Genomic DNA, 23,358 nt, shown 5'->3' with positions numbered 1-23,358 from the left:
ATATGTGAAACATTGTATAAAATAATCAAGAAAGTCAAAAATTATAGGGGGAAAGTTGTGAAGAAAAGTAAGAGTTTAGTAAGTATTTTAGGAGTGTGTATCATGTTGTTTGCTTTTTGTTTCCAAGGAAATATACAGGCAGATGTAAATACTGTTCAATCTGGAAAAATAAAATCAGGAAACGTAACAGTATGGGAAGTAGAAAATGTAGCGAAAGTGTTAGCTGATGTAGAGCGTTTGAATTTGAATACGGTGAATGTACCGATCCAAGTTGATATTCCGAATGTGAATTCTGCTAACATGGTAATTAATCAGGCACAAAAGAAACAAGCTATTATTTTAATTCAAGAATTATTAAAGCGTAATATTCAAGTTATACTGGAACCATTCCCATTTATTCAGCAAGGAAATATTGGAGAGACGGAATGGAACCCGAGTAATATTAACGATTTCTTCTGGAATTGGAAAACGGTTGTTTTACAAGATATTTTTAATTCCATTACAAGTAAGTACAATATTTATGGGCTGAAAATCGCTTCTAATTTCGTGAATATGGAATATGCAGAAGGATATTGGAATGATACAATCGATTTTGTTCGCCAGCAGTATAAAGGAAATGTTTTGTATCAAATGAACTGGTGGTTAACTGCAAGCTTTGATCCTTCTTTTGAGGCGAAATTTAACGAGAAAATAAATCGCCCGTATTTAAAAAAGGTCGACATCGTAAGTATTGATAGTTGGTTTGAAGTTTCAGGAAAAAGAAGTCCATCATACGAAGAAGTAAAACAAGGTTTATTTGCGACGACAGTATATAATCGTGGCCAAAATGTCGTTCAGCAACTTGAGACATTACATAAAGCAACAGGAAAGCCAGTATATTTTGGTGGATTTAATGTACCAGCACGCGAACTTGGACTGCAAAATCCGTGGAACCCAGATATTACGAATGTGTTTTCAAAAGATGTACAACTTAACGGGTGGCGTGCTTACCGAGATGTATTAGAACCGAAGCCGTATTTTAAAGGTTTTTCAATTTGGTTTATTGGCTCTAATGATAGTAATCATTCATATCAAATACATAGTAAAGAAGCAGAGGCAGTTATTAATGGATGGTATCGAAAATAAATTTTATAAAATAGGTAAGTTTTAGAATTCATTACATATATTTTAGTGAAAGGCCTTTCACCATCTTATCACCTAGGGGGCAATCATAATGAAATTTTTGTCATACCTTACAGTAATTTTGGTGATTCTTGGCGGTTTGAATTGGTTGTTTGTAGCGTTAGATTATAATGTAGTTGAGAAATGGTTTGGTTCTATGCCGGCGCTTGTGGATACTATTTATTGGCTCTTTGGTCTTTCAGCTATTTATCAAATTTTTGATCGGTTCTTTACGAGTCAGTAGCTATTATACTTTATTACTAGAGTGTTAAGTATGATTATGTACTTAACACTTTTTTGTATGTTTATGAAATAAGCGTCAAATATTCCCCACCTATAATTTGTAAATAACCCATGAGATAATCTCCGTACATACTACATGTGGAGTTTTTTTAGGAATTTACAATTATAACATCTCATATTTTGTTTATAATTGTAAATAGTTATTGAAATCTATAAATGTTATTTCTTTTTTAATAAATAAAAAATATAAAAAGGAAAAATAATGCAACTTTTTAACGCGCTTATTCGTGTTATATATGAAAGGAGGAGGGGGATGGAAATTGAAGAAATATATAAAGTTTATATAAACGATGTGTACCGGTATTTATTTTCCCTTTCTCGTAGCCATCACGTAGCGGAGGACTTGATGCAGGAGACTTTTTATCGGGCGTATCTTTATCTAGAAGACTATGAAAACCAAAAGGTAAAATCATGGCTATTTAAAGTGGCATATCATACGTTTATTGATTTTGTTAGGAAAGAGAAAAAAGTAACTTTTGTAGGAACGGAAGAATTAGAGACAATACAAGCAGGGGAATCTACAGAAGAGTATGTAGTCGCAAAAAATAGTTATGAAAAATTAATTCAGATTATTCATACTTTACCAGTGGTAGAGGCACAATCTATTTTATTATGTGACGTACATCAATTAACGTACGAAGAGGGTGCTACTGTATTAGATTTAAAGGTAAACACGTATAAAAGTCACATATTTCGCGGGAGAAAGAGATTAAAAGAATTGTTAAAGGAGGAAAAGAGTCAAAATGACAAATGATAAACCTCATTCTGAACAAGATGATTATAAAGAATTGTTACAAGAAGCTCTTGATCAAAGACCGGCTTCACTTCCTGATGGAAAACAGGAGCAAGTGTTGAAAATAGGTAAAAAAAGAGCGCGTATTACGAATGTTTTGATTGTATTTACTTTTTTACTACTTATTCAACCTATTTTATATATATCTACACTCTTATATTATACAGTGGCACCTACAAACGCAATGGAGATACGGAATGTAGTAAATCAAACGTTAAGTGTAACAGAACCAAATGTATTTTTGAAAGATAGGGACATGGAGCAAACATTGCTACCGCTTAGTTTGCAATTGCATTTTGATTTGTATAAAAGGGTAGGAAAGAAAGATATTCGAATAGGAGAAGAGAAAACAGATTATGTATTAAGTAGAGCAACGAAAGTAAGCCGTGAATATACAACAGATGAAAAAATTCCAGAAGTCCCATATATAGATAACGAGGTGTTGTCTCATCCTAATAATTATAATGCGTCCTATAATAGTAGCGAAGAAGCGCAGGTATTAAAGGGTCTTCCGCAAGAATCTGTTGTAGAAGCATTTGTATCTTTTAGAGAATTATTAAGTGTACAAGAGGTAACGAATATGTTTCCTACTATTGATATTGTGTGGTATGCCGTGAATACAGGATTAGAGGAGAAGCAAACGAATGAAGAGGGTATGTATGTAGCCCCGATTGGCTTTCCAGCAGAAATGATTTCAAGTCCAAGTGGTGCTTTTGTAAGTGATTTACCTCATGAGGAACAATTTATTGATGTGTTAAAGTCATTACAGAAGCATGAAAATTTAGCAGTGAAGCTATCTAGAGCGAAAGTATTAGAGTTGTCAAAGCGTATTTCTTTCCTTGAAAAAAATGGGATAAAAACATACGGGGCAGTTGTAACTGGGCCTAAAGTAGAAGTTGAAAAATTGATGAGCCACGAAAAAGTTAGAAAATTGAAAGTAGGTGAAGCGAGGTTATGGAATTGGCATTCTTAAAAAAAGGAAAGAATCATATGTATAAACAGGAAACGTGGATGGGGACTATTTCATTAATTATTGCCTTTCTAGCGTTATTGTATTTGAACATTATATTGCTTATTCAAGAAACATTTATAGGTAAAAGTTTTCTGCAAATAGTTGGTATTGGAGTGGTGTGCTCAGTCATAGGTATGATCACAAAAAGCAAAAGTCGAAAATATGCATTGTGGGCATGTAGTTTATTTATTTTTATGCTGCTGTTTTCTATATTTGGATTTATGTTAGGTTGGATGATAAGCTTTGGGCCATAAATATGTGGAAAAGAGCGAATGTAGATTCGCTCTTTTTCTAATGTATAAAAAGTAAAATAGATAAGAGAAGAACCTATCAAATTTGAAAGGAGAGCACTATGCATCTAGGCTGTTGTTTTGTTGATATGTTTTCTGCTCACTTTATATAAAAAAATATTTGCACATGCAAGCGATTCCATTGCGTCTTACGCCGTAATAACGGAAAACAAATTGACCGTGTATTGTATATAGGTTATAATTCAGAAAGTTTAAAAAATAATAAAAATGAGAAATAGGGAGGTTATCTGGGTGATGGAGAGAGTGTATAATTTTTCAGCAGGACCATCTATACTCCCTTTGCCGGTTTTAGAGAAAGTGCAAAAGGAGCTTGTAAATTATAACGGGACAGGCATGTCTGTTATGGAAATGAGCCATAGATCTTCTTATTTCCAAAGTATTATTGATGAAGCCAGCAGCTTACTTCGTGAATTAATGAACATTCCTGATGATTATGAAGTTTTATTTTTACAAGGCGGTGCGTCATTACAATTTTCTATGATACCGTTAAATTTAATGAGTACGTATAAAAAAGCTGGGTACGTACTGACAGGTTCATGGTCTAAAAAGGCGCAGCAAGAAGCCGGAAAAGTAGGGGAAGTGCAAGTGATTGCTTCTTCTGAAAAAGAGAAATTTACTACGATTCCTAAAATGGATGATTTACCAAATGATGAAGAACTAGATTATATACATATTACAACAAATAATACAATTGAGGGGACAAAATATGTGGATATTCCACATGTAGAAAGAGTGCCGCTTGTTGCGGATATGTCCTCAAATATTTTATCAGAACAATATGATGTTACGAAGTTTGGTCTCATATATGCGGGTGCGCAAAAGAATTTAGGGCCAGCGGGTTTAACGATTGTAATTATAAAAAGAGATTTAATTGGCAGTGCAAATAGTGCTTGTCCTACGATGCTAAACTATGAAACTTACAGTAAAAATAACTCCCTATATAATACACCGCCATCCTTTAGTATTTATGTGACGAAACTTGTACTAGAGTGGTTGAAAGAACAAGGCGGGGTATCTGCGATTGAAGAACAAAATAGAATGAAATCTTCACTTCTTTACAGTTTTTTAGATGAATCTAAATTGTTTACTTCACCAGTTGACCCTACGTATCGATCACTTATGAATATTCCGTTTACAACACCGTCAGAAGAGCTTAACAATCAGTTTTTACAAAAAGCGAAAGAACGCGGTTTCGTTACGCTAAAGGGACATCGCTCAGTAGGTGGTATGCGTGCAAGTATTTACAATGCGATGCCAGTGGAAGGTGTTGGGCAATTAGTAGCTTATATGAAGGAATTTGAGCTTGAAAATAGATAGGGAGATGGGGATATGTTTCGTGTTCAGACGTTAAATCAAATTGCGGAAAAGGGTTTGCAAATTTTTGATGGGAAACGCTATGAAATTGGAGACAAAGTAGGTCATCCTGACGGTATTTTACTTCGCAGCTATTCTTTACATCAAGAAGAGTTTTCAGAGGATTTAAAGGCAATTGCAAGAGCTGGTGCCGGTGTAAATAATATTCCTGTTGAGCGTTGTACGGAAAAAGGGATTGTAGTATTTAATACGCCAGGGGCTAATGCGAATGCAGTGAAGGAACTTATTATCGCAAGTCTTATTATGTCTTCCCGTAATATTATAAATGGAGTGAGCTGGACGAAAGAGTTGGATGGAAAAGAAGTACCACAGCTTGTTGAAGCTGGGAAGAAGCAATTCGTTGGATCAGAGATAGCAGGGAAACGTCTAGGTGTTATCGGTCTTGGTGCAATCGGTGCTTTAGTTGCGAACGATGCGTTAGCTTTAGGAATGGACGTTGTCGGATACGACCCATATATATCTGTTGAAACAGCATGGCGTCTTTCTACGCAAGTGCAAAGAGCATTTAGTTTAGATGAAATTTTTGCAACTTGTGATTATATTACATTACACATTCCTCTTACGAACCAAACGAAGGGGATTGTTGGTGAACACGCTATAGAGACGATGAAAAAAGGAATGCGTCTATTCAATTTCTCAAGAGGAGAACTTGTAGATGAAACAGCTCTTCAAAAAGCGTTAGAAGAAGATATTATTACACATTACGTAACAGATTTCCCGAATGAAAATGTTATAAAGATGAAAAATGTAACAGCGACGCCTCACCTTGGTGCATCTACGTCTGAGTCTGAAGAAAATTGTGCGGTAATGGCAGCTCGTCAATTACGTGAATATTTAGAGACAGGAAATATTCGTAATTCAGTAAACTATCCAAACGTAGAACTTCCGTACATTGGGAAAAAACGAATTACGATTATGCATCAAAACGTTCCAAACATGGTAGGGCAAATTACAGGATGTTTAGCAGAACATCATATTAATATTGCGGATATGATTAATCGTAGTAAACATTCTTGGGCGTACACAATGATTGATATTGATAATGGTATTGATGATATAATTAAAGAGAATATTGTGGAAAATATAAGCAAAATTACAGGTGTTGTAGCCGTTCGAATGATTGTGTAAAGGAGAGAGGAACTTGGCAAATATCCGACCGTTTCGGGCCATCCGTCCAGTAGAAGAAAAAGCTGTGCAAGTGGCAGCTTTACCTTACGATGTATTAAATAGTGAAGAGGCAAGAGAAGTTGTAAAAGGGAATCCATATTCTTTCTTACATGTTGATAAAGCAGAAATTGATTTAGATCCAGCACTTTCACCGTATGATGATCGCGTATATGAAAAAGCGGGTGAAAATTTAAAGCAATTTATACAAGAAGAAGTGTTCGTTCAAGATGAAGAGCCAGCGCTTTATATTTATGAACTGACGATGCAAGGAAGAACGCAGTCAGGCCTTGTCGTTTGTACATCGATTGACGAGTATGAGGATGATACAATTAAAAAACATGAAAGAACGCGTCATGAAAAAGAACTAGATCGCATTCGTCACGTAGATGTGTGCGATGCAAATACGGGTCCTATCTTTTTAACTTATCGTACAAAAGAAGAAGTGAAACGTTTAATTGCAAGCTGGAAAGAAGAACATGCGCCAATTTATAAATTTACGGCAGAAGACGGAGTCGAGCATGTTGCGTGGAAGATTGCAGATGAAGAAGTAATTACGACTTTAGTAAATGCATTTGATGATATCCCTAACTTGTACATTGCAGATGGACATCACCGCTCTGCATCAGCTGCAAAAGTAGGAGTTATGCGAAGAGAGCAATATCCGAATTACACAGGAGAAGAGGAATTCAATTTCTTCCTATCTGTTTTATTCCCTCATGATGAATTATCAATTTGGGACTATAACCGGGTTGTGAAAGATTTAAATGGCTTATCAGTAGAGCAATTTTTAAAGCAAGTGGCGCAATATTTTTATGTGGAAGAAGCAGGTGTTTCACCGTATAAACCAAATGAGCCAAAATCATTTGGAATGTATGTAAACGAGAAGTGGTATAAGCTCACTGTGAAAGAGGAAACATTTGATGCGAATGATCTTGTTAGACGTTTAGATGTATCTATTTTACAAGATCATTTAGTAAGTCAGGTGCTTGAAATACATGATCCGCGCTCTGATTCACGCATTGATTTCGTCGGCGGAATCCGCGGATTAGAAGAACTAGAACGTCTTGTGAATAGCGGTGAATACAAAGCAGCGTTCGCGTTATATCCGACATCAATGGAAGATTTATTAACAATCGCAGACGCTGGAGAAGTAATGCCGCCGAAATCAACATGGTTTGAACCGAAACTTCGCAGTGGGTTGTTTGTACATTCTTTAAAGTAAATATAGACTTCTTTAGATTGAAAAACCGAAATGATTTTTAGTTTCGGTTTTTCTTATTTTAAAAGTGTTTTTGAGGAGGGGTATCAATGAAATTGCAAGTAGGAGAAAAAATCACCTTTGAGCGAACTTTTACAAAAGAGGATGTTGTTTTATTTACAGAAGTATCTAAGGATGAGGGAATTCATCATATTACACCAGATGAACAAGGACGATTTGTTGTACAAGGTCTTTTAACATCAACGCTTCCTACGAAAGTTGGCGGTGATCATAATGTATTAGCTCGCAAGATGGATTTTGAATTTTTACGTCCCGTTTTTAGCGGTGATACGATTCGTTGTGACGTAACCATTGAACAATTTGAGCCTGATGAAAAAAATCGCACAAAGATTATGGCGAAGTTTATATGTAGGAATCAACTGGAAAAAGAAGTTATGAAGGGGAGTTTTTCGGGGATTATTCTTTAATCAGTAGGCAAAGGAAATGAAATAAGTGTGGGGGGAAACCCCACACTTATTTTATTCCACGCCACTTTCTAAAATAGAGAAAGATCTATTTTCACAATCAATTTCTGCCATCGCACCGTAAGGTAAAATAAACTTCGGTTCAGTATGCCCGAAATTTAAATTATAAAGAACTGGCAAATCTTCTAAGTTATATTCCCTCATAACTTTCAGTATTTCATGTTTATATTCTTCATAATACATTTCGTCTTTTGGTTTACCAAAAATGATGCCCTTTGCTTTTTGCAGAATACCTTGCGCTGCATAATTTCGTAACCAATACTTTATATAACTTGGTTCTGGATGATCTTCAGAAGTTTCAAAGAAGAGAATACTATTCTCCCAATGCTTTTTCTCAGGCCAAAGTTCCGTTCCTTTTGCAAATTCAAGTACTTCTATACAACCACCAATTAAACGCCCTTGTACAGTGGTAGAGCCTTGAAGTAACTCATATCCATTGTTTTGCTGCATTGTACGTCTTGTATCCTTATTTATTTCTATCCATTCTAAACGCTCACTCGTCCATTCATGAGCTGGTTGAATTTCGCCAATCGTTTCATTTGAAAAAAGAGTTCGATTTACCATTTCAATTGTATATGGATCCATTTCTACATTTTCGGCAAAGTCGGTTAAAATTGCTGGACCGTATAAAGAGGAAAGACCTGCTTTATGACAAAATAAATGTGAAATAGTAACGTCAGAGTATCCCATAAAAATTTTCGGGTTTTCACGTATCACATTAAAATCTATATAGGGAAGTAAGCGAATGCTATCTTCACCGCCAATATTCGCAATAATTGCTTTCACGCGCATATCTTTAAATGCTGTCATTAGATCTTCCGCGCGAGCTTGTGGATTTTTATAAAGGTATTCGCTACCTTTTAAACTATTTGGCATTGGGATAACTTTAAGACCGAAAACTTCTTCTAATCTCTTTACTCCTTGTTCATAACGCCATCTTATCTCAGAATCACCTGCTCCTCCCCATGAAGGACTTACTGTTGCCACAATATCTCCTGCCTGTAATCTCTTTGGTTTTATTAACATTTTAACTCCGCTCCTACATAATTTAATGGACTACGATTATACAAACTGTAGCATTGAAAAAATATGGTGCATCACATTAGTTTCTTCATCATCAATCCGTTTACCTGCTGGTATTCAAAGATTTGGCATTCGTGTTGAATATAGGAATAATCGAATTAAATTTGAAAATTACAGTATGCAACATTGCATGAGAAAGATGGTTGCTATTTTTTACAACCTGTAACTATAATAGTTACAGGTTGGTCGTATCCAATCAAAAAATATAATCATCATGAATGGAGAGGTTACATATGGGTATGAAAAAAATAATTTTAGCAGGTGCTTTAGGTATCGCAGCATTATCAGGAACGAATTTACCAGGATTAGAACTGTCAAAAGTGATTGCAGCTTCTATTGAATCGAATTTCTCGACGTTAGAAGGACGAGTAGTAGAAGTAGATAACGGTGTGATTGTAGTAAAATCTAAGCAATACGAAGAACTCGTTAGTGTTTATATAGATGCTCTTTCAAATGTGAAAGTAGGGGATGAAGTTAAAGCAACTGGATCTATGATGCGTAATTTTACAGAATATATGATTGCGAATACAGTTGAAAATACTTCAAGTAAATTAGGTATGCACATGAAAGAAGACGGTTCTCCTGATTATGTGATTGGGGAAGTATCAAAAGTAGGAATGATGGAAGATGAGGGAGACGGTTCCACTAAATATGTCGTAGTTGAGTATCCATCGCTAAACGGGAAGAAAGTTATTATTGATGTTTTCTTAACAAAGGGACAAGTATTTAATACGGGTGAGAAAGTGAAAATTGATATGAAGTATGTAGGCTGGGGCGGAATTTCTATTAACTACAACACAACGGATCATATCGAAAAAGTTCATGAAGTAAAGAGAAACGTTGAAAATAATGATGATGTATGGATTTGGTCTTAATTAGACTTCTACGAATATTTACTTTCGAATTAATCTAAACAATAAAGGTATGTAAAGTAAGAAAAGAATAAAGTATGTGTAATGAAGTACCCCTCTAATCATCATGTGTATGACAATTAGAGGGGTACTTTTTCTTTATTTTATATTCGGGACTAAGGTACATCATTGTATCTATAATAATTTTAATAATGCGGGTATACAGCTGAATCGGATAAACCTATACAGACAAGTGTTTTAGCGTACTGCTTGTGCATTGATTTTATTCAAAATTGTGACTCTATTTGTCGTAAATAATAGATAATTTTGTTTTACTGTTTTGATTAAAATCCGATCTGTTGTGGCGTATGCTGTACCAATTCGGATTACGTTCTCTTCTTCTACACCAGCATAGGTTTCATCTTCCGTAACTTCAATAATTTCACTTAAAGGAATTCGAACCTTAGCTAGTTGCCATGAAATAATTAATTCTTCATCTGTTTTTTTGACATCGATACCTAACATGTTACCAAAACCTTTCTGTATTAAAATGTCACTTTCTATTTTATTATACAGATTTAAAGATTTCATTTCTAATATGAAATTTGATTTTTTAATTTTTTCACAAGGTATCGTACTACGAACAAAAAGGAGGGTGTCTACTGGCACCTGCAATATTTCTGCAATGAAGACGATCTTTTTTATTTTGTGAATTTTTGAGAATAAGGGATTTTCGATTAGAATATGATGTTTAAATCGGAGCGAGTTTAAAAAATATAATAATGAAAGAGGTGTTTATATATGGAGCGAGATGAGATTTATTTACGAGCTAAAAAAAGGATGGAGAATTTAAAAGCGTTTTACATTCATTTAACGGTCTATATACTAGTTAATTTGATGCTTTTTTTTATAAATATAAGCTCTGATTCAAGTAAATTATGGTTTTTATATCCACTGGGAGGTTGGGGGATCGGTATCGTTATACACGGTTTGACAACTTTTCCATTTGGGATATTCGGAAAAGAGTGGGAAGAACGAAAGATTAAAGAATATATGGAGAAAGATAAGTAAATTTATTTCTGTAATTTATGAATATAAAATTTCATATAAATCTCTATGACCAAATGCTTGATGCGAAGTCTATTCTATAGCTTCGCCTATTTGTTTTTTATTCGAAGTTTGTGCGAGTAAGAGTGTTCATATTCATTTTTTAGCGTGAATTGCGTGTGAAATCAAAACTTTATTTGTAGTACATAATAAATAATGTTGTTTTACTTTTTTAATTACATGTGGATATAGGATAAAGTTGATTTATTACCCTATATTAAAATAAAAATAAACCACTGTTCGATTTGAATATTCCACGATATAATGGTGAGAGTTTATGGCAGAATAAATATTTACATAAGAAGTGAGGTACTGTATGAAAAAAAGAACCACAGACATTATTTTTATTATTATTGGTGCATTTCTTTTTGCATTAGGTGTGAATTTGTTTGTTATTCCGAATGAGTTTGGAGAAGGCGGAGTAACTGGTATCACGATTATTACCTATTATTTATTTGAATGGTCACCAGGCTTAGTCAACTTAATTCTAAACGCGTTTTTGTTAATAGCTGGCTATAGATTTTTGAATAAGATAACAACAATTTATACGATCATTGCTGTAGTTACTAACTCGCTATTTCTTCATTTGACAGAGGGCTGGTATATTACTTCGGATGAAATGCTGGTAAATGCCATTTTCGGAGGAATATTTATAGGATGCGGGATTGGTCTAATTATTCGTGTTGGCGGAACAACAGCAGGTACTACCATTTTAGCGAGGATGACACATAAGTATTTAGGTTGGAGCATTAGCTATGGTCTACTGTTCTTCGATTTAATCGTTGCGTTTTCATCTTATTTCATCATTGGTGCAGAAAAACTGATGATAACAATTATTATGCTATATGTAGCAACGAAAGTGATGGAGTTTGTAATTGAAGGTTTAAATCCGAAGAAAGCCATTACGATTATTTCTGATAACCCGAATGAAATTGCCGGGAAGGTAACTACCTTAATGGGCAGAGGGGTTACTGTGTACTCAGGTCATGGCTATTACACAAAAACTCCGAAGGAAATTCTGTATATTGTTATTAATAAGCAAGAAGTAGTGAAGCTAAAGCGGATTGTTCAAACTACGGATCCGGCTGCGTTCATCGCTATACACGATGTTCGTGACGTATTTGGAGAAGGATTTGTTGATATTTCTAAGGCTTAATAAGAGTAGAAATTGTTTTTATTAAAATAATCTTAATACTAAAATGCAAGAATCTATTTTGAATAATCTTTTTTCAAAATAGATTCTTTTTATTTATCTTAAAATGTTGGCTTGTAGAGTAGTATTTATCAACTTTTATTCAAAAAAACGAATAGCAGTTTGTTTTTCTTTTTCTTGCAAAAAGTACAATTGTTTCTTAATGTAAGAATGTAGAAGGATGAACAAGAGAGGGTTTAATGAAGATGATACATATTTTATTAGCTGATGATGACAAGCATATTAGAGAGTTATTACATTACCATTTACAAAAAGAGGGGTTTAAAGTTTTTGAGGCTGAAGATGGGAAGGTAGCTCAAGGCATATTAGAGAAAGAAAATATTCATCTTGCGATAGTGGATATTATGATGCCGTTTATTGATGGCTATACGTTATGTGAAGAAATCAGGAAGTATCATGATATTCCTGTTATTTTATTAACGGCGAAAGATCAGTTAGTGGATAAAGAAAAAGGATTCATTTCTGGCACGGACGATTATATTGTGAAACCATTTGAACCAGCTGAAGTAATTTTCCGCATGAAAGCATTATTGCGTCGTTATCAAATGCTGAGTGCTGATATTATTACGCTGCACGGGACGACAATTGACCGAAAAGGGTTTGAAGTGAAGTGTAACGGTCAGACGATTTTATTACCACTGAAGGAATTTGAATTATTATCGCAACTTGCTAGTTATCCTGGAAGAACATTTTCAAGAGAAGAATTAATTGAATTAGTATGGGGAATGGATTTTGAAGGGGATGAACGAACGGTTGATGTTCATGTGAAGCGGCTGAGAGATCGTTTTTCAAAACGAACAGATGATTTTCAAATTACAACAGTACGTGGACTCGGTTATAAGTTGGAGTTGAAATAAGATGAAATCATTGTATTCTAGATTTGTTTTTATGACGGTCGGGATTATGCTACTTAGTAGTATAATTGGCTTTTTATTAACGAATGTATATTATCAAGTGAAGTTAAAACCGTACAATAGTGAAAAGATTTTAATGTATGCTGAGGAAGTAAAATCATTATATGAAAAGCAAAGTGAAGAGAATAAAGAGGCATACTTACAGTCTATTGCGAAATTAGGATATGAAATTTATATTGTAGATGACGAAAATCATGGAAAGCGTATTGGGAATGCGTTTCGTAAGATAACAATTAGTGATGATACAGTTCATAAAGTATTGCAAGGTGAAACGTTTAATGGCGTTTCTACATATCCAACCCGCTTGTTCATTACAGGGTTTTTCGATAATGAATTAATTAATAGTGTCGGTGTCCCATTAAAACACGGTGATAAACAGTACGCTTTATTCATCCGTCCTGACATTCAGCAACAATTTGGTGAGATGAGAATTTTTCTAGCGGTATTACTTAGTTTCATCGTTGTATTAAGTATCATTTTTATAGCGATTGCAGCAGGTTATATCGTTCGTCCAATTCGAACATTTACGAAAGCGACTCAAAAGATTGCAAGTGGTGAATATGATATCGAATTAGATGAAAACCGAAAAGATGAAATTGGTACACTGGCAACTAATTTTCAAAAGATGACGAAAAGTATTAAAGAATTAGATCAAATGAGACAAGAGTTCGTTTCTAACGTTTCTCATGAATTTCAATCACCGCTTTCTTCGATACAAGGTTTTTCGAAAACATTACAATCGGAGAATATGAGTGAAGAGGAAAGAAAACGTTACTTGAAAATTATTGAGGGTGAAAGTAAGCGGATGTCTAGTTTATGTAAACAGTTACTTACGCTCGCTTCATTAGATAAAGAAGAGAAAGTTCTACAAATTAAAGAGTTTCACTTACAAAAACAAATTAAAGACGTCATTTTTATGCTCGAATGGAAATGGCGTGAAAAAGATATCGCCGTCGAATTTGATGTGCCGGACATCGTCATAAAAGGTGATGAAAACTTACTTCATCAAGTATGGAGTAATATTTTTACGAATAGCATTAAGTTTTCAAACGATGGTGGGACCGTTGAATTTGCTGTAGAAGAATTAGAGTCTAGCGTTATGATCTCTATATCAGACAGCGGAATCGGCATGGAAAAAGAAGAAATGGATCGTATATTTGATCGTTTTTACAAAGTGGATACAGCAAGGGCAAGAAACGTAGAAGGTAGCGGTTTAGGGTTATCGATTGTGCAGAAAATCGTTGAACTGCATCAAGGAACCGTTTCGGTATATAGTACGAAAGGGGAAGGGACGACTGTTCAGGTTGAACTTCCGAAATAACTGTAAGGGAAGAGGTTGTTTTGGAACAGCCTCTTCTTTTTGTTGATTGGTCGATATATTTGAAAAATCACCGATATATTTTCACTTACGTGTAAAGTGAAAAAGAGTTGTTTGAAAAATGCGAGTCATTCTATTCCACAATTGGGTCAGTTTGTGGAATAAAATTAGCAGGAAGTTTATTTGAAAATGTAGAATCCCTACAGAGTTATAAGGATTTTATTGAAACTTTAACTATTTAGGGAGGAGATTAATTTGAAACGAATTGACTTGTTTTTAAACGTACTAGATTCAACATTCGATAAAGAGAGTTGGTATGCACCGTTTAAACATGCTATAGAAGGACTTACAGCCGAACAGGCTATCTGGAAACCACCTGGAGAGGGAATGAAAACCATTTGGGAGAACGTTAATCATCTCATTTATTACAAAGAGAGACTTGCTGCAAACTTGGAAGGCCGTGAATGGACACATAATCTCGACGGTGATGAAACCTTTTATCTTACCAATCAATCTAATGGTGATAAGGAATGGAAGAAAGTCGTTGAACGTTCTGCAAATGCTCAACGTAATTTAAGACAGGTATTGAGTGCAATTTCCGAAAAAGAGCTTGAACAAAACTCACTTGAGGGTAAATTACTGGACATCATGCTTCATGATGCTTATCATACAGGCCAAATTATTCAATTAAGGAAAATGCAGGGGGCATGGCCATCAAATCGTTGACTGAGCGTTCTAGTTATTCCATTAAAGGCGTTATTGTTGAATAAAACTTAGATTTTCAAACGACTTTATTGTTTTATTTTTAGTGTAGTGAAGTATCTTACATACAAAATTAAGCAACTATATTTTTAACCCCGTCCTAAATTTAGAATGGGGTTATGCTTGTTTGAGATTTTAAAATTAAATAACTTTATTATCTCTACACATTACGGATTAGATAATACTTTATTTTTACTATAAAGCCGCACCTTTCCCATGTTCTTCCTTAAACCGAACCCCAAAAGTATCCGCTGTAATTTCATCAGCTTTCGGCAGTGAACGTAATTTCGGATGAAGTAGCCATACGAGAGAAATAAATAAAATCCCGATACTAGCGAGCGCAAAAATGAGTTGGCTACTAAATACATTTGCAGTATATCCGCCAATTAAAGAGCCGAACGGCATAGCAATTGTGCCCATACTTCGCATGACTGAATTGATGCGTCCAAGATATTGATTTGGAATTACAATTTGACTGATCGTCGCAAATAATATGTTGGTAGCACCAATTGGAATCCAAGCTAAGCCGAATAAGAAAATAGACAGCCATTGAAAGGGTACAATCGTAGAGAGAAACCAAAAGACAGCGCCAGCCGCAAAGCTAATAATGGAGACACGGCCAACATTACGTTTGCCAACCCATGAACTGAATAGTGCTCCGATTAAACTGCCGGCTGATATAGCGGCTAAAAAGAAGCCATATAATTTCACGCCTCCTAAAGAATCAGCGAAAGAAGGAAGTATCGCCATCGTCATACCAATTGAAAAATTAGCGACAACTGAACCGATTAAGAAGACGCCCATTAATGAACGAAAGACGATTGAAAAGCCTTCTTTTAATTCAGAGAAATATTGTTTAGTGGAAAGCGATGTATTGGCTTCTGCTTGTTTTGGCATTTTTAATGAAAAGAACAAAAGGGCAGTAATCGCGAATGTAAAGGAGTCAATTACATATAAAGTGATTGCGCCAAGTAGTGCTACTAATATTCCAGAAAGAGTCGTGCAAATTAAATCAATGCCTTGATATGCAAATGAAAAGAGTGAGTTTCCTTTTAATAATTGTGTTTTATTCAGTAGAAGTGGTAAAGCTTTTGATTGTGCGGGATAGGCGAATTGTTCGATAAAGGCTACGATGGGCATAATGATGAGTAGTAGTTGAACTGTTAATAGATCGAAGTAGTGTGTAATAGGAATGATTAATATAAGAATGCATTGCAGAACTTGTGTGATGACGAGGGTGTTTTTGATTGACCATCTATCAACGAATGGACCAGTAAGAAATTGTAATGCAGAAGGTAATAATGTAAGGAAACCAGCCAATCCAGAATAAAAAGGATTACCACTCAGCTCATATACGAGCCACATCGCTGCTACATAATACAAGCTATCTCCTATGTTTGTAAAAATTCTCCCTAAAAATAATAAGAGGAAATTCCTGTTTTTTAATATGTCCACTTTATCTACTCCTTTACAAAAAAATTATTCGGTAAAATAAATTTGACCGTTTATGTAAAAAAATCGTATTACGATTTTTCTTCTTTTTTAACGAATCGTTGCATTGCTCGTTCGTCGATTTGCAGTGCAGTAGTAGAAATGTAATAAGATTTACTATTTGGATCTTTATCTGCATCTTTTGTGATCTCGTTTAATTCAGACATCACTTCATAAAACTTTTTCACCCACACTTGAAATTGTTCTGGCGTAGCATCAAACTCCCAGCAAGATGAAACGTAATTCCACTCAGCTGGATTTTCACTTACTTTTCGTAATGTAAAAGCTTCTTCAGGTGCAGCGAGAATATGGCTTTTCGTCATTTCCGTCATTTGTAAAAAGATTTGGCGACCGGATTCGCTTAATATTTCTAAATGAGGTAATAGGTTCGCGGCAGGGGTGAAGCCTTTAGCGACAGATTGATAAAACTTTTGAATGATGCCATTCTTTTCTTCTGTATAAACAATCTCTATAAAACCATTCTTTTCTAATTCTTTTAAATGATAATGAATTTTCGCCCTTGAAATGCCGAATTTCTCAGATAGTAGTTGTCCTGTATAAGGACGTTCGCATAGACGCATCATCATTTCGACACGTAGTGGGTCGCTTATTGCTTTTAATTGGCTATAAGTAGTTAGTGTTAACATGGGCTTCAAAATGATCAACTCCTCAAATTAAATTACTCGGTCAATATTATTTGACTGAATTGTATCAAGGATTTTAGTTATTTTCAATACTTTCTGAAAATTTACCCCGCATTAACGTGCAGTAAGACTCCCACCTCAAAACTCAGCTGGAGCGAAGAAGTTAGGTGGGAGTTCGACTGCACGTAAAAGCCCGATTGGTTCAACTAGTAATCAGTGGGGATGAACCTCCCACTGATTAAAGTTTCACTTTAATCTTTCTTCTGTAATCTTCTGTTCATATTCCGTTCATATTTCTTTTTTATTATAAGTGCATAGAAAGTAATAGGAAGGAGCGAGCGAAATGTTTTTAGCTCTGCGTGAATTAAAACAATCAAAATTAAGATATGGATTAATCGGACTTATTATGGTGTTATTATCATTTTTAGTCCTTGTAATTTCAGGATTAGCAAATGGATTATCATATGATAATGCTTCATCGATTCAAAATATGGAGGCAAATAAATTTGTATTAGCGGATGATGCGGAAAATAAATTACTTCGTTCACAAATTAAGCAAGATGATGTAGATAACGTAGTAAATCAAGTGGGCGAGAAAGAGGCCGTTCCGTTTCGTGTAAAAAATTCAACTTATGAAAAGAAAGGTAGTTCGAAAAAAGTTGATGTCGCTATTTTCTCAAGTGAACGCGATTCATTTTTAGAACCGAAAATTGTCGAAGGTGAGAAGTTAGGTACAGCAAACAACGAAATGGTTGCTGATGAATCAATTAAAGAAAAAGGAATCGATATTGGGGATACAATTATTGATCCTGTTTCAAAGAAAGAATTTAAAATCGTTGGATTTACGAAAAATCAAATGTTTAGCCATACACCAGTCGTTTATGTAAATGAAGACGTATGGGGCGCTATTTCACAACCAAACCAAAAAGATTATAGTGCAATTGCACTTAATACAGATAAAGAAATTAAAAATGCACATGTTATCGACAAAAAAGAAGTATTACAAAGTATTCCAGGATTTAAAGAAGAGCAAGGAACATTAACGATGATCATTGCGTTCTTACTTGTTATCGCTGCGTTACTAATCGGTGTATTCTTCTACGTAATTACGTTGCAGAAAACGCAGCAATTAGGTGTACTAAAAGCAATCGGTACAAAGAACACTTATTTAGCAAATAGCTTAGTCGTACAGGCGTTATTCTTATCAGTTGTGGCGATGATAATCAGTATTGTTCTTGTACAAGGGTTAGAACAAATTTTACCAGCAGGTATGCCGTTCTTATTAACAACACCGATGATTGCACAATATGCAGCAATCTTTATCGTAATTAGTATTTTAGGAACACTTATTTCGTTATACCAAGTATTAAAAGTCGATGCGTTAGAAGCAATTGGAGGCGGGATGTAATGACTTCATTATTAAAATTAGACAAAGTTAGTAAAGTGTACGGAGAAGGGAATACTGAAGTAACAGCCCTTCATCCGATGTCGCTTGATGTGAAAGCTGGAGAGTTTATCGGAATCGTCGGTCCTTCTGGATCAGGGAAAAGTACGTTATTATCAATCGCGGGTGCATTACTATCACCGTCAAAAGGGGATATTTACATTCGTGAGAAAAATATTACGAAGTTATCACAAAAGGAAATGACAGACATTCGTTTGAAAAAAATCGGCTTCATTTTCCAGTTTGCAAATCTTGTTCCATATTTAAATGTAAAAGAACAATTGCTTTACATTGCTAAGCTTAAAAAAGATAACAAACAAGAATCTGAACAGCGTGCAAATCACTTATTAGCAGCATTTGGATTAGGCGAAAGAAAAACTCATTATCCAAATCAACTATCTGGTGGGGAAAAACAAAGGGTAGCAATTGCTCGTGCGTTCATGAACAATCCAGATTTAATATTAGCTGATGAACCAACTGCAAGCTTAGACTCAAAACGCGCACGTGAAGTCGTTGAAATGATGAAACGTGAAGTGAAAGAAAGTCAAAAAGCAGCAATTATGATTACACATGATGAAAGAATGCTTGATGTATGTGATCGTATATTGACGCTTCGAGATGGGAAGTTAATATAAAGAAAAAAGACAACCGTACACATATGTGCGGTTGTCCTTTTTATAGAATATATTAAGATAGTTATAATAGCATTATTTTGAGAAAAGCATTTTAATTTTGTTGCGCGTAACTAATAAAAGTCCGCCTATAATTGATAACATTCCGAGTGGCACGTTATTTGATTGCTCACTACCAGCGTTAGGAAGTTCTCTAGCATTATCTTTTGCAGGAACAGTAGCGGTAGTGTTATTATCCACTTTCGTTTGTTTAGGTTGTGATACTTCATTAATCTTGTTATCTACATTTTGCTGCGTTGTATGTATCTCAGCTAATTTGTCATCAATTTTTTTCTCAGTATGTTTAAAATCGTTTATTTTAATATCTAAGTCTTGTTTTTTCTTTGTTAAATCATCTGAAACAGTTTGTTTCGATTGTTTCATTTCGTTTATTTTATTTAGTAAATCTTGTCTAGCTTCTTTTAATTCAGCTAGTTTGTTTTTTATATCTTGTTTAGCTAGTTCTAAGTTAGCGGAAAGACTATCTAAATTGCCTTTAATTTTCTTAAGTTCCTCTAACGTGTTCCCAGTATTCGGCTTATTTTCTTTTAGCTCAGCAAGTTTGTCCTCAGCAGTTTGTTTCGCTTTCTTTAACTCAGCTAATTTTTCATCTACCTGTTTTTTAACTTCCTTAAGTTCATTAACCTTTTGATCGATGTTCTCTTTATGTTGCTTAATTTCATTCACTTTTTCATCGACAGTTTGTTTATGCTCTTTAATCTCGTTAACCTTTTCATCAACAGTTTGCTTATGCTCTTTAATTTCAGCAACTTTTTCATCTACTTGTTTTTTATGCTCTTTAATTTCAGCGATTTTATCCTCGGCGATTTGTTTGTCTTGCTGAAGTTTTGCATCTAACTCTTGTTTCTGTTGTTTAATCTCACTAATTTTTTCATCAGCAACTTGTTTACGTTCATGTAGTTCATTCACCTTTGTATCAACATTTTCCTTAACTTGGTTAAGTTCATTCAATGTTTGATCCACGTTTTCTTTGTGCTGCTGCAATTTCGCATCTAACTCTTGTCTATGTTGCTTAATTTCAGCTAATCGATCTCCTGTACTTTGCTGGGGAGTAGCATCATTTACTTCTGCATGAGTAGGGGTAGATCCCGCAATCATTGCTAAAGCTAGTGTAGACGCAGCGATTGTTTGTTTTGTTTTCATATTTTTGTACCTCTTTCCTATGAATGCACTCTATTGTGTAAAATTGAGCATATAAAAGCAGATTATTATATCATTATATACCATGTGTGATGCCCAGAGGAAGCATTTGCATAATAATCTGTGATTATTAAACTTTTTTTCTTAGCTATGGGGTAGGGGACTAAAAGGGATTAACCTATGAGGGACAGACCTTCAAAGATATGAACGATTTCCTTTATAGTAGATTTCACTTCCTCACTATCGTTAATAACAAACAAATAATCAGCCTCATTTTCTACAGGATGTACTACATCTTCATGCAGTGATTCAGCCTGTTGGCGATTAAGCACTTCTTTGAAATTAGAATAGTTACCTCTAAATATATTTGTACTTCGCTTACTACGAGCCACTCTTTCATAAAGTACATCATCTGGAATGTCAAAATGAACGAGTATGCGTACATATTCCTCTTCCTTAAACAGCTCATTCAGCAAATACATTCGTCCGTTTCGGCTTCTATTTGAGTTGCAAATGATAAGGTGTAAATTTGTATATTCTTTTGCATAATCAACAATGAATTTTGAAAGACCATGCTTTAGTGTATTCGTTCCTTCTGTCGGCTGTAATTTTTCATAATATGTGTTAATAAATTCAGCTTGGTTGTCTTGATCCATAATGAAAGAGTTAGGTAACTCTTTTTCTAGCTCTTTTGCAAATGTAGTTTTTCCGCTGTGCGTTTTTCCTACTGTAATAATGACTAATCGTTTCATATGGCCTCCATTTATATTGTTATAATCTGGAGTATTCGGTGTGGATTGAAATCTTCCTGCCAGATAATACACAAATTGTCGGAGTGGTAGTAGGTTGAAAACTTGACAAAAAAACTTATTTATGCTATAATTTACCAATATAAAAATAAAGTGTATAATAGGGTTCTCCTGGCCAGGGGGACCCTATTTTTGTTGTGAAAATGAAGGAGAGTGTATGTGCATGAACAAAGGTGAAGCAAGTGTAACGTCGTTAGTATCAGCTTTCGGAAGGGCGTATCATAGTGAATTTGATAATCCTACAATCTTTGATGATTATGTAGCTAAAAATTTAATTTCACAAAAAGAGCGTAACAATATTGAAATGAACATGGTTCAAGGGATACATTTTTTCAATAAAGACATTGCAGAGCGGTTTCAAGACAATCCAAAAGAAATATTAAAATGGATTACGCAAGTTCAGTTGTCACCAACACCTTTAGCACGTGCAGCCTATTGTGGACGAGTATTACTACATGAAATTACACTAGGAGCAAAACAATACGTCATACTCGGTGCGGGATTAGATACGTTCAGTTTTAGACACCGAGAATTAGAGAATAATATAGAAATATTTGAAGTAGATTATCCTTCTACACAGCGGGCTAAGAAGGTAAAAGTGAAAGAAGCAGAATTTGAAATTCCAAATAACCTTCATTTTGTTTCGATGGATTTTACGAAAGGATTTTCCTATGAACAGTTACGCAATGAAGGATTTGAAAATAAAAAAACTTTCTTTAGTCTTTTAGGTGTTACGTATTATTTAACGAAAGAGGAACTTTCCAGTTTAATAGAATGCTTATTCGAAATGGTTCCAGAAGGGAGTTCTATCGTTTTCGATTATCCGGATGAAAATTTATTTACGGGAAAAGGATTGTCCAATCGAGTTGAAAATATGGTGAAAATGGCTGCAGTAGGCGGAGAACCGATGAAATCGTGTTTTTCTTATACCGAAATGGAAGCACTGTTAGAGAAGGCGGGCTTACTCATTTATGAGCACTTAGCACCAAAGGATATTCATACATTATATTTTGAAGGACGAAACGATTATTTAAAAGCTTTTGAGACGGTGCATTATGTGCATGCGGTAAAGAAGTAGAGGATTAGTAGGCATGGGGAGAAATCTCTGTGTCTTTTTTTGTGGAAAACAAGAGGATGGGATTTATTGAGAAAGATAATGATAGATATATTGTTACATGAGTTACTACATCTAGATGAACATAAGGAAGAATGTGAGTGTATTTGTCGAAAAAAACAGAATGTTCAACAAAAATTCGCGATTATGTTATATAATGATTTTAATAAACCATATTTTAGAAATTACCCCCGATTATGTAGAAAGTATATTTTGTTTTGATAAGCTAAAAGAACTTGTAGTGGGGCTTGCTACAAGTTCTTTTATTTGTAAAATTTTTATTGACTAAAATATGGAAAAAGGAGGGTGCAAGTTTGATAAAAAATTTAAAGAAAGCAGCACTTAATTCGTTAGATGGGAAATGGGGAGTAAGTATAGGGTTATCGGCGTTATACTATTTTGTACCAACTTTAAGTGCATCAGCGATTGCTAGTTTTATATATTTAATATTTGGCCTGTTTATTGGGGTAATTGGTTTGGATGTTTTCTTTATTTATTCAATTGGTGGGCAACCACAAGTAGATCCAACAGCACTAGTTTTACTTATTCTAAGTTATTTTTTTATAGGACTGATTTGTTTCTTAATTTACAGTGTCATACAAGGTATCTTTAATTATGGGTATTCTGTTTTCACCTTACGCTTAGGTAAAAATGAAGATGCTAAGGTGGACGATGTATTTGTGGGGTTTAGGAAGAACAATTTGTTTAAATCAATGAAATTAGGAGTGTTGCAGGCTATTTTTCTATTTTTATGGAGCCTGTTATTAATTGTTCCAGGTATTATTAAATATTTTTCTTATTCAATGGCATATTATATTTTAATAGAGAATCCGGATTATACAGCAAGTGAAGCACTAAGGGAGAGTAAAAGAATAATGAAAGGGCATAAGTTCAAGTTATTTGTTCTTTGGT

The 23,358-nt window shown here is 34.6% G+C and carries 25 protein-coding genes; 19 read left to right on the top strand and 6 right to left on the bottom strand.

The window, feature by feature from the left end; all coding sequences use genetic code 11:
• The first annotated feature begins 57 nt into the window (after positions 1-57).
• From V7038_RS27860 to V7038_RS27820, 9 genes are all read left to right on the top strand, one after another.
• Positions 58-1,125: a glycoside hydrolase family 113 gene (locus V7038_RS27860; RefSeq protein ID WP_335695962.1), complete on the top strand. Its 1,068-nt coding sequence runs from the start codon at positions 58-60 to the stop codon at positions 1,123-1,125.
• A gap of 88 nt (positions 1,126-1,213) precedes the next feature.
• Positions 1,214-1,405 (top strand): DUF378 domain-containing protein, encoded by a 192-nt coding sequence (locus V7038_RS27855; RefSeq protein WP_335695961.1) that lies wholly within the window; start codon positions 1,214-1,216, stop codon positions 1,403-1,405.
• A 312-nt stretch (positions 1,406-1,717) separates the two neighbouring features.
• Positions 1,718-2,218 (top strand): sigma-70 family RNA polymerase sigma factor, encoded by a 501-nt coding sequence (locus tag V7038_RS27850; RefSeq protein ID WP_033714735.1) that lies wholly within the window; start codon positions 1,718-1,720, stop codon positions 2,216-2,218.
• Positions 2,208-3,230 carry an anti-sigma factor gene (locus tag V7038_RS27845; protein ID WP_002110720.1) on the top strand — a complete coding sequence of 341 codons (1,023 nt, stop codon included), beginning with the start codon at positions 2,208-2,210 and terminating at the stop codon, positions 3,228-3,230. The genes V7038_RS27850 and V7038_RS27845 overlap by 11 nt, the downstream gene beginning before the upstream one ends.
• Complete coding sequence (locus tag V7038_RS27840; protein WP_002110719.1) at positions 3,212-3,523, top strand: hypothetical protein; 312 nt, start codon at positions 3,212-3,214, stop codon at positions 3,521-3,523. Before V7038_RS27845 ends, V7038_RS27840 begins: the two co-directional genes overlap by 19 nt.
• A gap of 291 nt (positions 3,524-3,814) precedes the next feature.
• Positions 3,815-4,897 carry a 3-phosphoserine/phosphohydroxythreonine transaminase gene (gene serC / locus V7038_RS27835; protein WP_335695960.1) on the top strand — a complete coding sequence of 361 codons (1,083 nt, stop codon included), beginning with the start codon at positions 3,815-3,817 and terminating at the stop codon, positions 4,895-4,897.
• Positions 4,898-4,909: 12 nt separating this feature from the next.
• Positions 4,910-6,082, top strand: a complete 1,173-nt coding sequence (locus tag V7038_RS27830; RefSeq protein ID WP_335695959.1) for a 3-phosphoglycerate dehydrogenase family protein — start codon at positions 4,910-4,912, stop codon at positions 6,080-6,082.
• 13 nt (positions 6,083-6,095) lie between these two features.
• Positions 6,096-7,343 carry a DUF1015 domain-containing protein gene (locus V7038_RS27825; protein ID WP_070128738.1) on the top strand — a complete coding sequence of 416 codons (1,248 nt, stop codon included), beginning with the start codon at positions 6,096-6,098 and terminating at the stop codon, positions 7,341-7,343.
• Positions 7,344-7,429: 86 nt separating this feature from the next.
• Entirely contained in the window at positions 7,430-7,807 is a 378-nt protein-coding gene (locus V7038_RS27820; protein WP_070128736.1) for an enoyl-CoA hydratase, read from the top strand.
• 51 nt (positions 7,808-7,858) lie between these two features.
• Here V7038_RS27820 and V7038_RS27815 read toward each other — a convergent pair whose 3' ends face one another.
• Positions 7,859-8,890: a S66 family peptidase gene (locus V7038_RS27815; protein WP_070128733.1), complete on the bottom strand. Its 1,032-nt coding sequence runs from the start codon at positions 8,888-8,890 to the stop codon at positions 7,859-7,861.
• Positions 8,891-9,180: 290 nt separating this feature from the next.
• On the opposite strand from V7038_RS27815, the gene V7038_RS27810 reads away from it, so the two are divergent.
• On the top strand, positions 9,181-9,822 hold the full coding sequence (locus V7038_RS27810) for a hypothetical protein (protein WP_335695958.1): 642 nt from the start codon (positions 9,181-9,183) through the stop codon (positions 9,820-9,822).
• 234 nt (positions 9,823-10,056) lie between these two features.
• On the opposite strand, the gene V7038_RS27805 is transcribed toward V7038_RS27810, so the two are convergent.
• Positions 10,057-10,323, bottom strand: a complete 267-nt coding sequence (locus tag V7038_RS27805; RefSeq protein WP_070128796.1) for a SunI/YnzG family protein — start codon at positions 10,321-10,323, stop codon at positions 10,057-10,059.
• Positions 10,324-10,599: 276 nt separating this feature from the next.
• Between V7038_RS27805 and V7038_RS27800 the strand changes: the two genes are divergently transcribed.
• The 5 genes from V7038_RS27800 (at position 10,600) to V7038_RS27780 (ending at position 15,076) form a co-directional block, all read left to right on the top strand.
• Positions 10,600-10,869 carry a 2TM domain-containing protein gene (locus V7038_RS27800; protein WP_070128730.1) on the top strand — a complete coding sequence of 90 codons (270 nt, stop codon included), beginning with the start codon at positions 10,600-10,602 and terminating at the stop codon, positions 10,867-10,869.
• Between the two features lie 352 nt (positions 10,870-11,221).
• On the top strand, positions 11,222-12,061 hold the full coding sequence (locus tag V7038_RS27795) for a YitT family protein (protein WP_335695957.1): 840 nt from the start codon (positions 11,222-11,224) through the stop codon (positions 12,059-12,061).
• A gap of 236 nt (positions 12,062-12,297) precedes the next feature.
• On the top strand, positions 12,298-12,975 hold the full coding sequence (locus V7038_RS27790) for a response regulator transcription factor (RefSeq protein ID WP_002066188.1): 678 nt from the start codon (positions 12,298-12,300) through the stop codon (positions 12,973-12,975).
• 1 nt (position 12,976) lies between these two features.
• The gene (locus V7038_RS27785) at positions 12,977-14,353 is read left to right on the top strand and encodes a sensor histidine kinase (protein ID WP_335695956.1); all 1,377 of its coding nucleotides are present in this window, start codon (positions 12,977-12,979) and stop codon (positions 14,351-14,353) included.
• Between the two features lie 252 nt (positions 14,354-14,605).
• Positions 14,606-15,076 carry a DinB family protein gene (locus V7038_RS27780; RefSeq protein WP_199710074.1) on the top strand — a complete coding sequence of 157 codons (471 nt, stop codon included), beginning with the start codon at positions 14,606-14,608 and terminating at the stop codon, positions 15,074-15,076.
• A gap of 231 nt (positions 15,077-15,307) precedes the next feature.
• Here the strand turns inward: V7038_RS27780 and V7038_RS27775 are convergent, their stop codons facing one another.
• Together V7038_RS27775 and V7038_RS27770 are read right to left on the bottom strand one after the other, a co-directional pair.
• Positions 15,308-16,567, bottom strand: coding sequence for an MFS transporter (locus V7038_RS27775; RefSeq protein ID WP_335695955.1), 1,260 nt, complete (start codon positions 16,565-16,567; stop codon positions 15,308-15,310).
• Between the two features lie 68 nt (positions 16,568-16,635).
• On the bottom strand, positions 16,636-17,259 hold the full coding sequence (locus V7038_RS27770; protein WP_070128726.1) for an ArsR/SmtB family transcription factor: 624 nt from the start codon (positions 17,257-17,259) through the stop codon (positions 16,636-16,638).
• 331 nt (positions 17,260-17,590) lie between these two features.
• On the opposite strand from V7038_RS27770, the gene V7038_RS27765 reads away from it, so the two are divergent.
• Both V7038_RS27765 and V7038_RS27760 read left to right on the top strand, forming a co-directional pair.
• Positions 17,591-18,655, top strand: a complete 1,065-nt coding sequence (locus V7038_RS27765; RefSeq protein ID WP_002110700.1) for an ABC transporter permease — start codon at positions 17,591-17,593, stop codon at positions 18,653-18,655.
• Positions 18,655-19,326: an ABC transporter ATP-binding protein gene (locus V7038_RS27760; RefSeq protein WP_016105369.1), complete on the top strand. Its 672-nt coding sequence runs from the start codon at positions 18,655-18,657 to the stop codon at positions 19,324-19,326. Before V7038_RS27765 ends, V7038_RS27760 begins: the two co-directional genes overlap by 1 nt.
• Positions 19,327-19,398: 72 nt before the next feature.
• Here the strand turns inward: V7038_RS27760 and V7038_RS27755 are convergent, their stop codons facing one another.
• Positions 19,399-20,526 (bottom strand): LPXTG cell wall anchor domain-containing protein, encoded by a 1,128-nt coding sequence (locus V7038_RS27755; protein ID WP_070139628.1) that lies wholly within the window; start codon positions 20,524-20,526, stop codon positions 19,399-19,401.
• 170 nt (positions 20,527-20,696) lie between these two features.
• Positions 20,697-21,275, bottom strand: coding sequence for an ATP-binding protein (locus tag V7038_RS27750; protein WP_016105367.1), 579 nt, complete (start codon positions 21,273-21,275; stop codon positions 20,697-20,699).
• 220 nt (positions 21,276-21,495) lie between these two features.
• Between V7038_RS27750 and V7038_RS27745 the strand changes: the two genes are divergently transcribed.
• Positions 21,496-22,410, top strand: coding sequence for a class I SAM-dependent methyltransferase (locus V7038_RS27745; RefSeq protein ID WP_335695954.1), 915 nt, complete (start codon positions 21,496-21,498; stop codon positions 22,408-22,410).
• A 350-nt stretch (positions 22,411-22,760) separates the two neighbouring features.
• Positions 22,761-23,358 (top strand): DUF975 family protein (locus tag V7038_RS27740; RefSeq protein WP_335695953.1); only part of this gene is annotated, 598 nt, incomplete at its 3' end.

It is taken from the genome of Bacillus sp. JJ783 (genome assembly GCF_036963225.1).
Taxonomy (GTDB): Bacteria; Bacillota; Bacilli; order Bacillales; family Bacillaceae_G; genus Bacillus_A; species Bacillus_A cereus_U.
Note: the sequence above shows the minus strand (reverse complement) of the source record. Positions and strands in the feature narration are given on the sequence as shown.

Excerpts from the sequence above, each read along its gene's own strand:
- V7038_RS27855 (WP_335695961.1), top strand. The coding sequence starts at position 1,214 with ATGAAATTTTTGTCATACCTTACAGTAATTTTGGTGATTCTTGGCGGT.
- V7038_RS27850 (WP_033714735.1), top strand. The coding sequence starts at position 1,718 with ATGGAAATTGAAGAAATATATAAAGTTTATATAAACGATGTGTACCGG.
- V7038_RS27845 (WP_002110720.1), top strand. The coding sequence starts at position 2,208 with ATGACAAATGATAAACCTCATTCTGAACAAGATGATTATAAAGAATTG.
- V7038_RS27840 (WP_002110719.1), top strand. The coding sequence starts at position 3,212 with ATGGAATTGGCATTCTTAAAAAAAGGAAAGAATCATATGTATAAACAG.
- serC (WP_335695960.1), top strand. The coding sequence starts at position 3,815 with ATGGAGAGAGTGTATAATTTTTCAGCAGGACCATCTATACTCCCTTTG.
- V7038_RS27830 (WP_335695959.1), top strand. The coding sequence starts at position 4,910 with ATGTTTCGTGTTCAGACGTTAAATCAAATTGCGGAAAAGGGTTTGCAA.
- V7038_RS27820 (WP_070128736.1), top strand. The coding sequence starts at position 7,430 with ATGAAATTGCAAGTAGGAGAAAAAATCACCTTTGAGCGAACTTTTACA.
- V7038_RS27815 (WP_070128733.1), bottom strand. The coding sequence starts at position 8,890 with ATGTTAATAAAACCAAAGAGATTACAGGCAGGAGATATTGTGGCAACA.
- V7038_RS27810 (WP_335695958.1), top strand. The coding sequence starts at position 9,181 with ATGGGTATGAAAAAAATAATTTTAGCAGGTGCTTTAGGTATCGCAGCA.
- V7038_RS27805 (WP_070128796.1), bottom strand. The coding sequence starts at position 10,323 with ATGTTAGGTATCGATGTCAAAAAAACAGATGAAGAATTAATTATTTCA.
- V7038_RS27800 (WP_070128730.1), top strand. The coding sequence starts at position 10,600 with ATGGAGCGAGATGAGATTTATTTACGAGCTAAAAAAAGGATGGAGAAT.
- V7038_RS27795 (WP_335695957.1), top strand. The coding sequence starts at position 11,222 with ATGAAAAAAAGAACCACAGACATTATTTTTATTATTATTGGTGCATTT.
- V7038_RS27790 (WP_002066188.1), top strand. The coding sequence starts at position 12,298 with ATGAAGATGATACATATTTTATTAGCTGATGATGACAAGCATATTAGA.
- V7038_RS27785 (WP_335695956.1), top strand. The coding sequence starts at position 12,977 with ATGAAATCATTGTATTCTAGATTTGTTTTTATGACGGTCGGGATTATG.
- V7038_RS27765 (WP_002110700.1), top strand. The coding sequence starts at position 17,591 with ATGTTTTTAGCTCTGCGTGAATTAAAACAATCAAAATTAAGATATGGA.
- V7038_RS27760 (WP_016105369.1), top strand. The coding sequence starts at position 18,655 with ATGACTTCATTATTAAAATTAGACAAAGTTAGTAAAGTGTACGGAGAA.
- V7038_RS27755 (WP_070139628.1), bottom strand. The coding sequence starts at position 20,526 with ATGAAAACAAAACAAACAATCGCTGCGTCTACACTAGCTTTAGCAATG.
- V7038_RS27750 (WP_016105367.1), bottom strand. The coding sequence starts at position 21,275 with ATGAAACGATTAGTCATTATTACAGTAGGAAAAACGCACAGCGGAAAA.
- V7038_RS27745 (WP_335695954.1), top strand. The coding sequence starts at position 21,496 with ATGAACAAAGGTGAAGCAAGTGTAACGTCGTTAGTATCAGCTTTCGGA.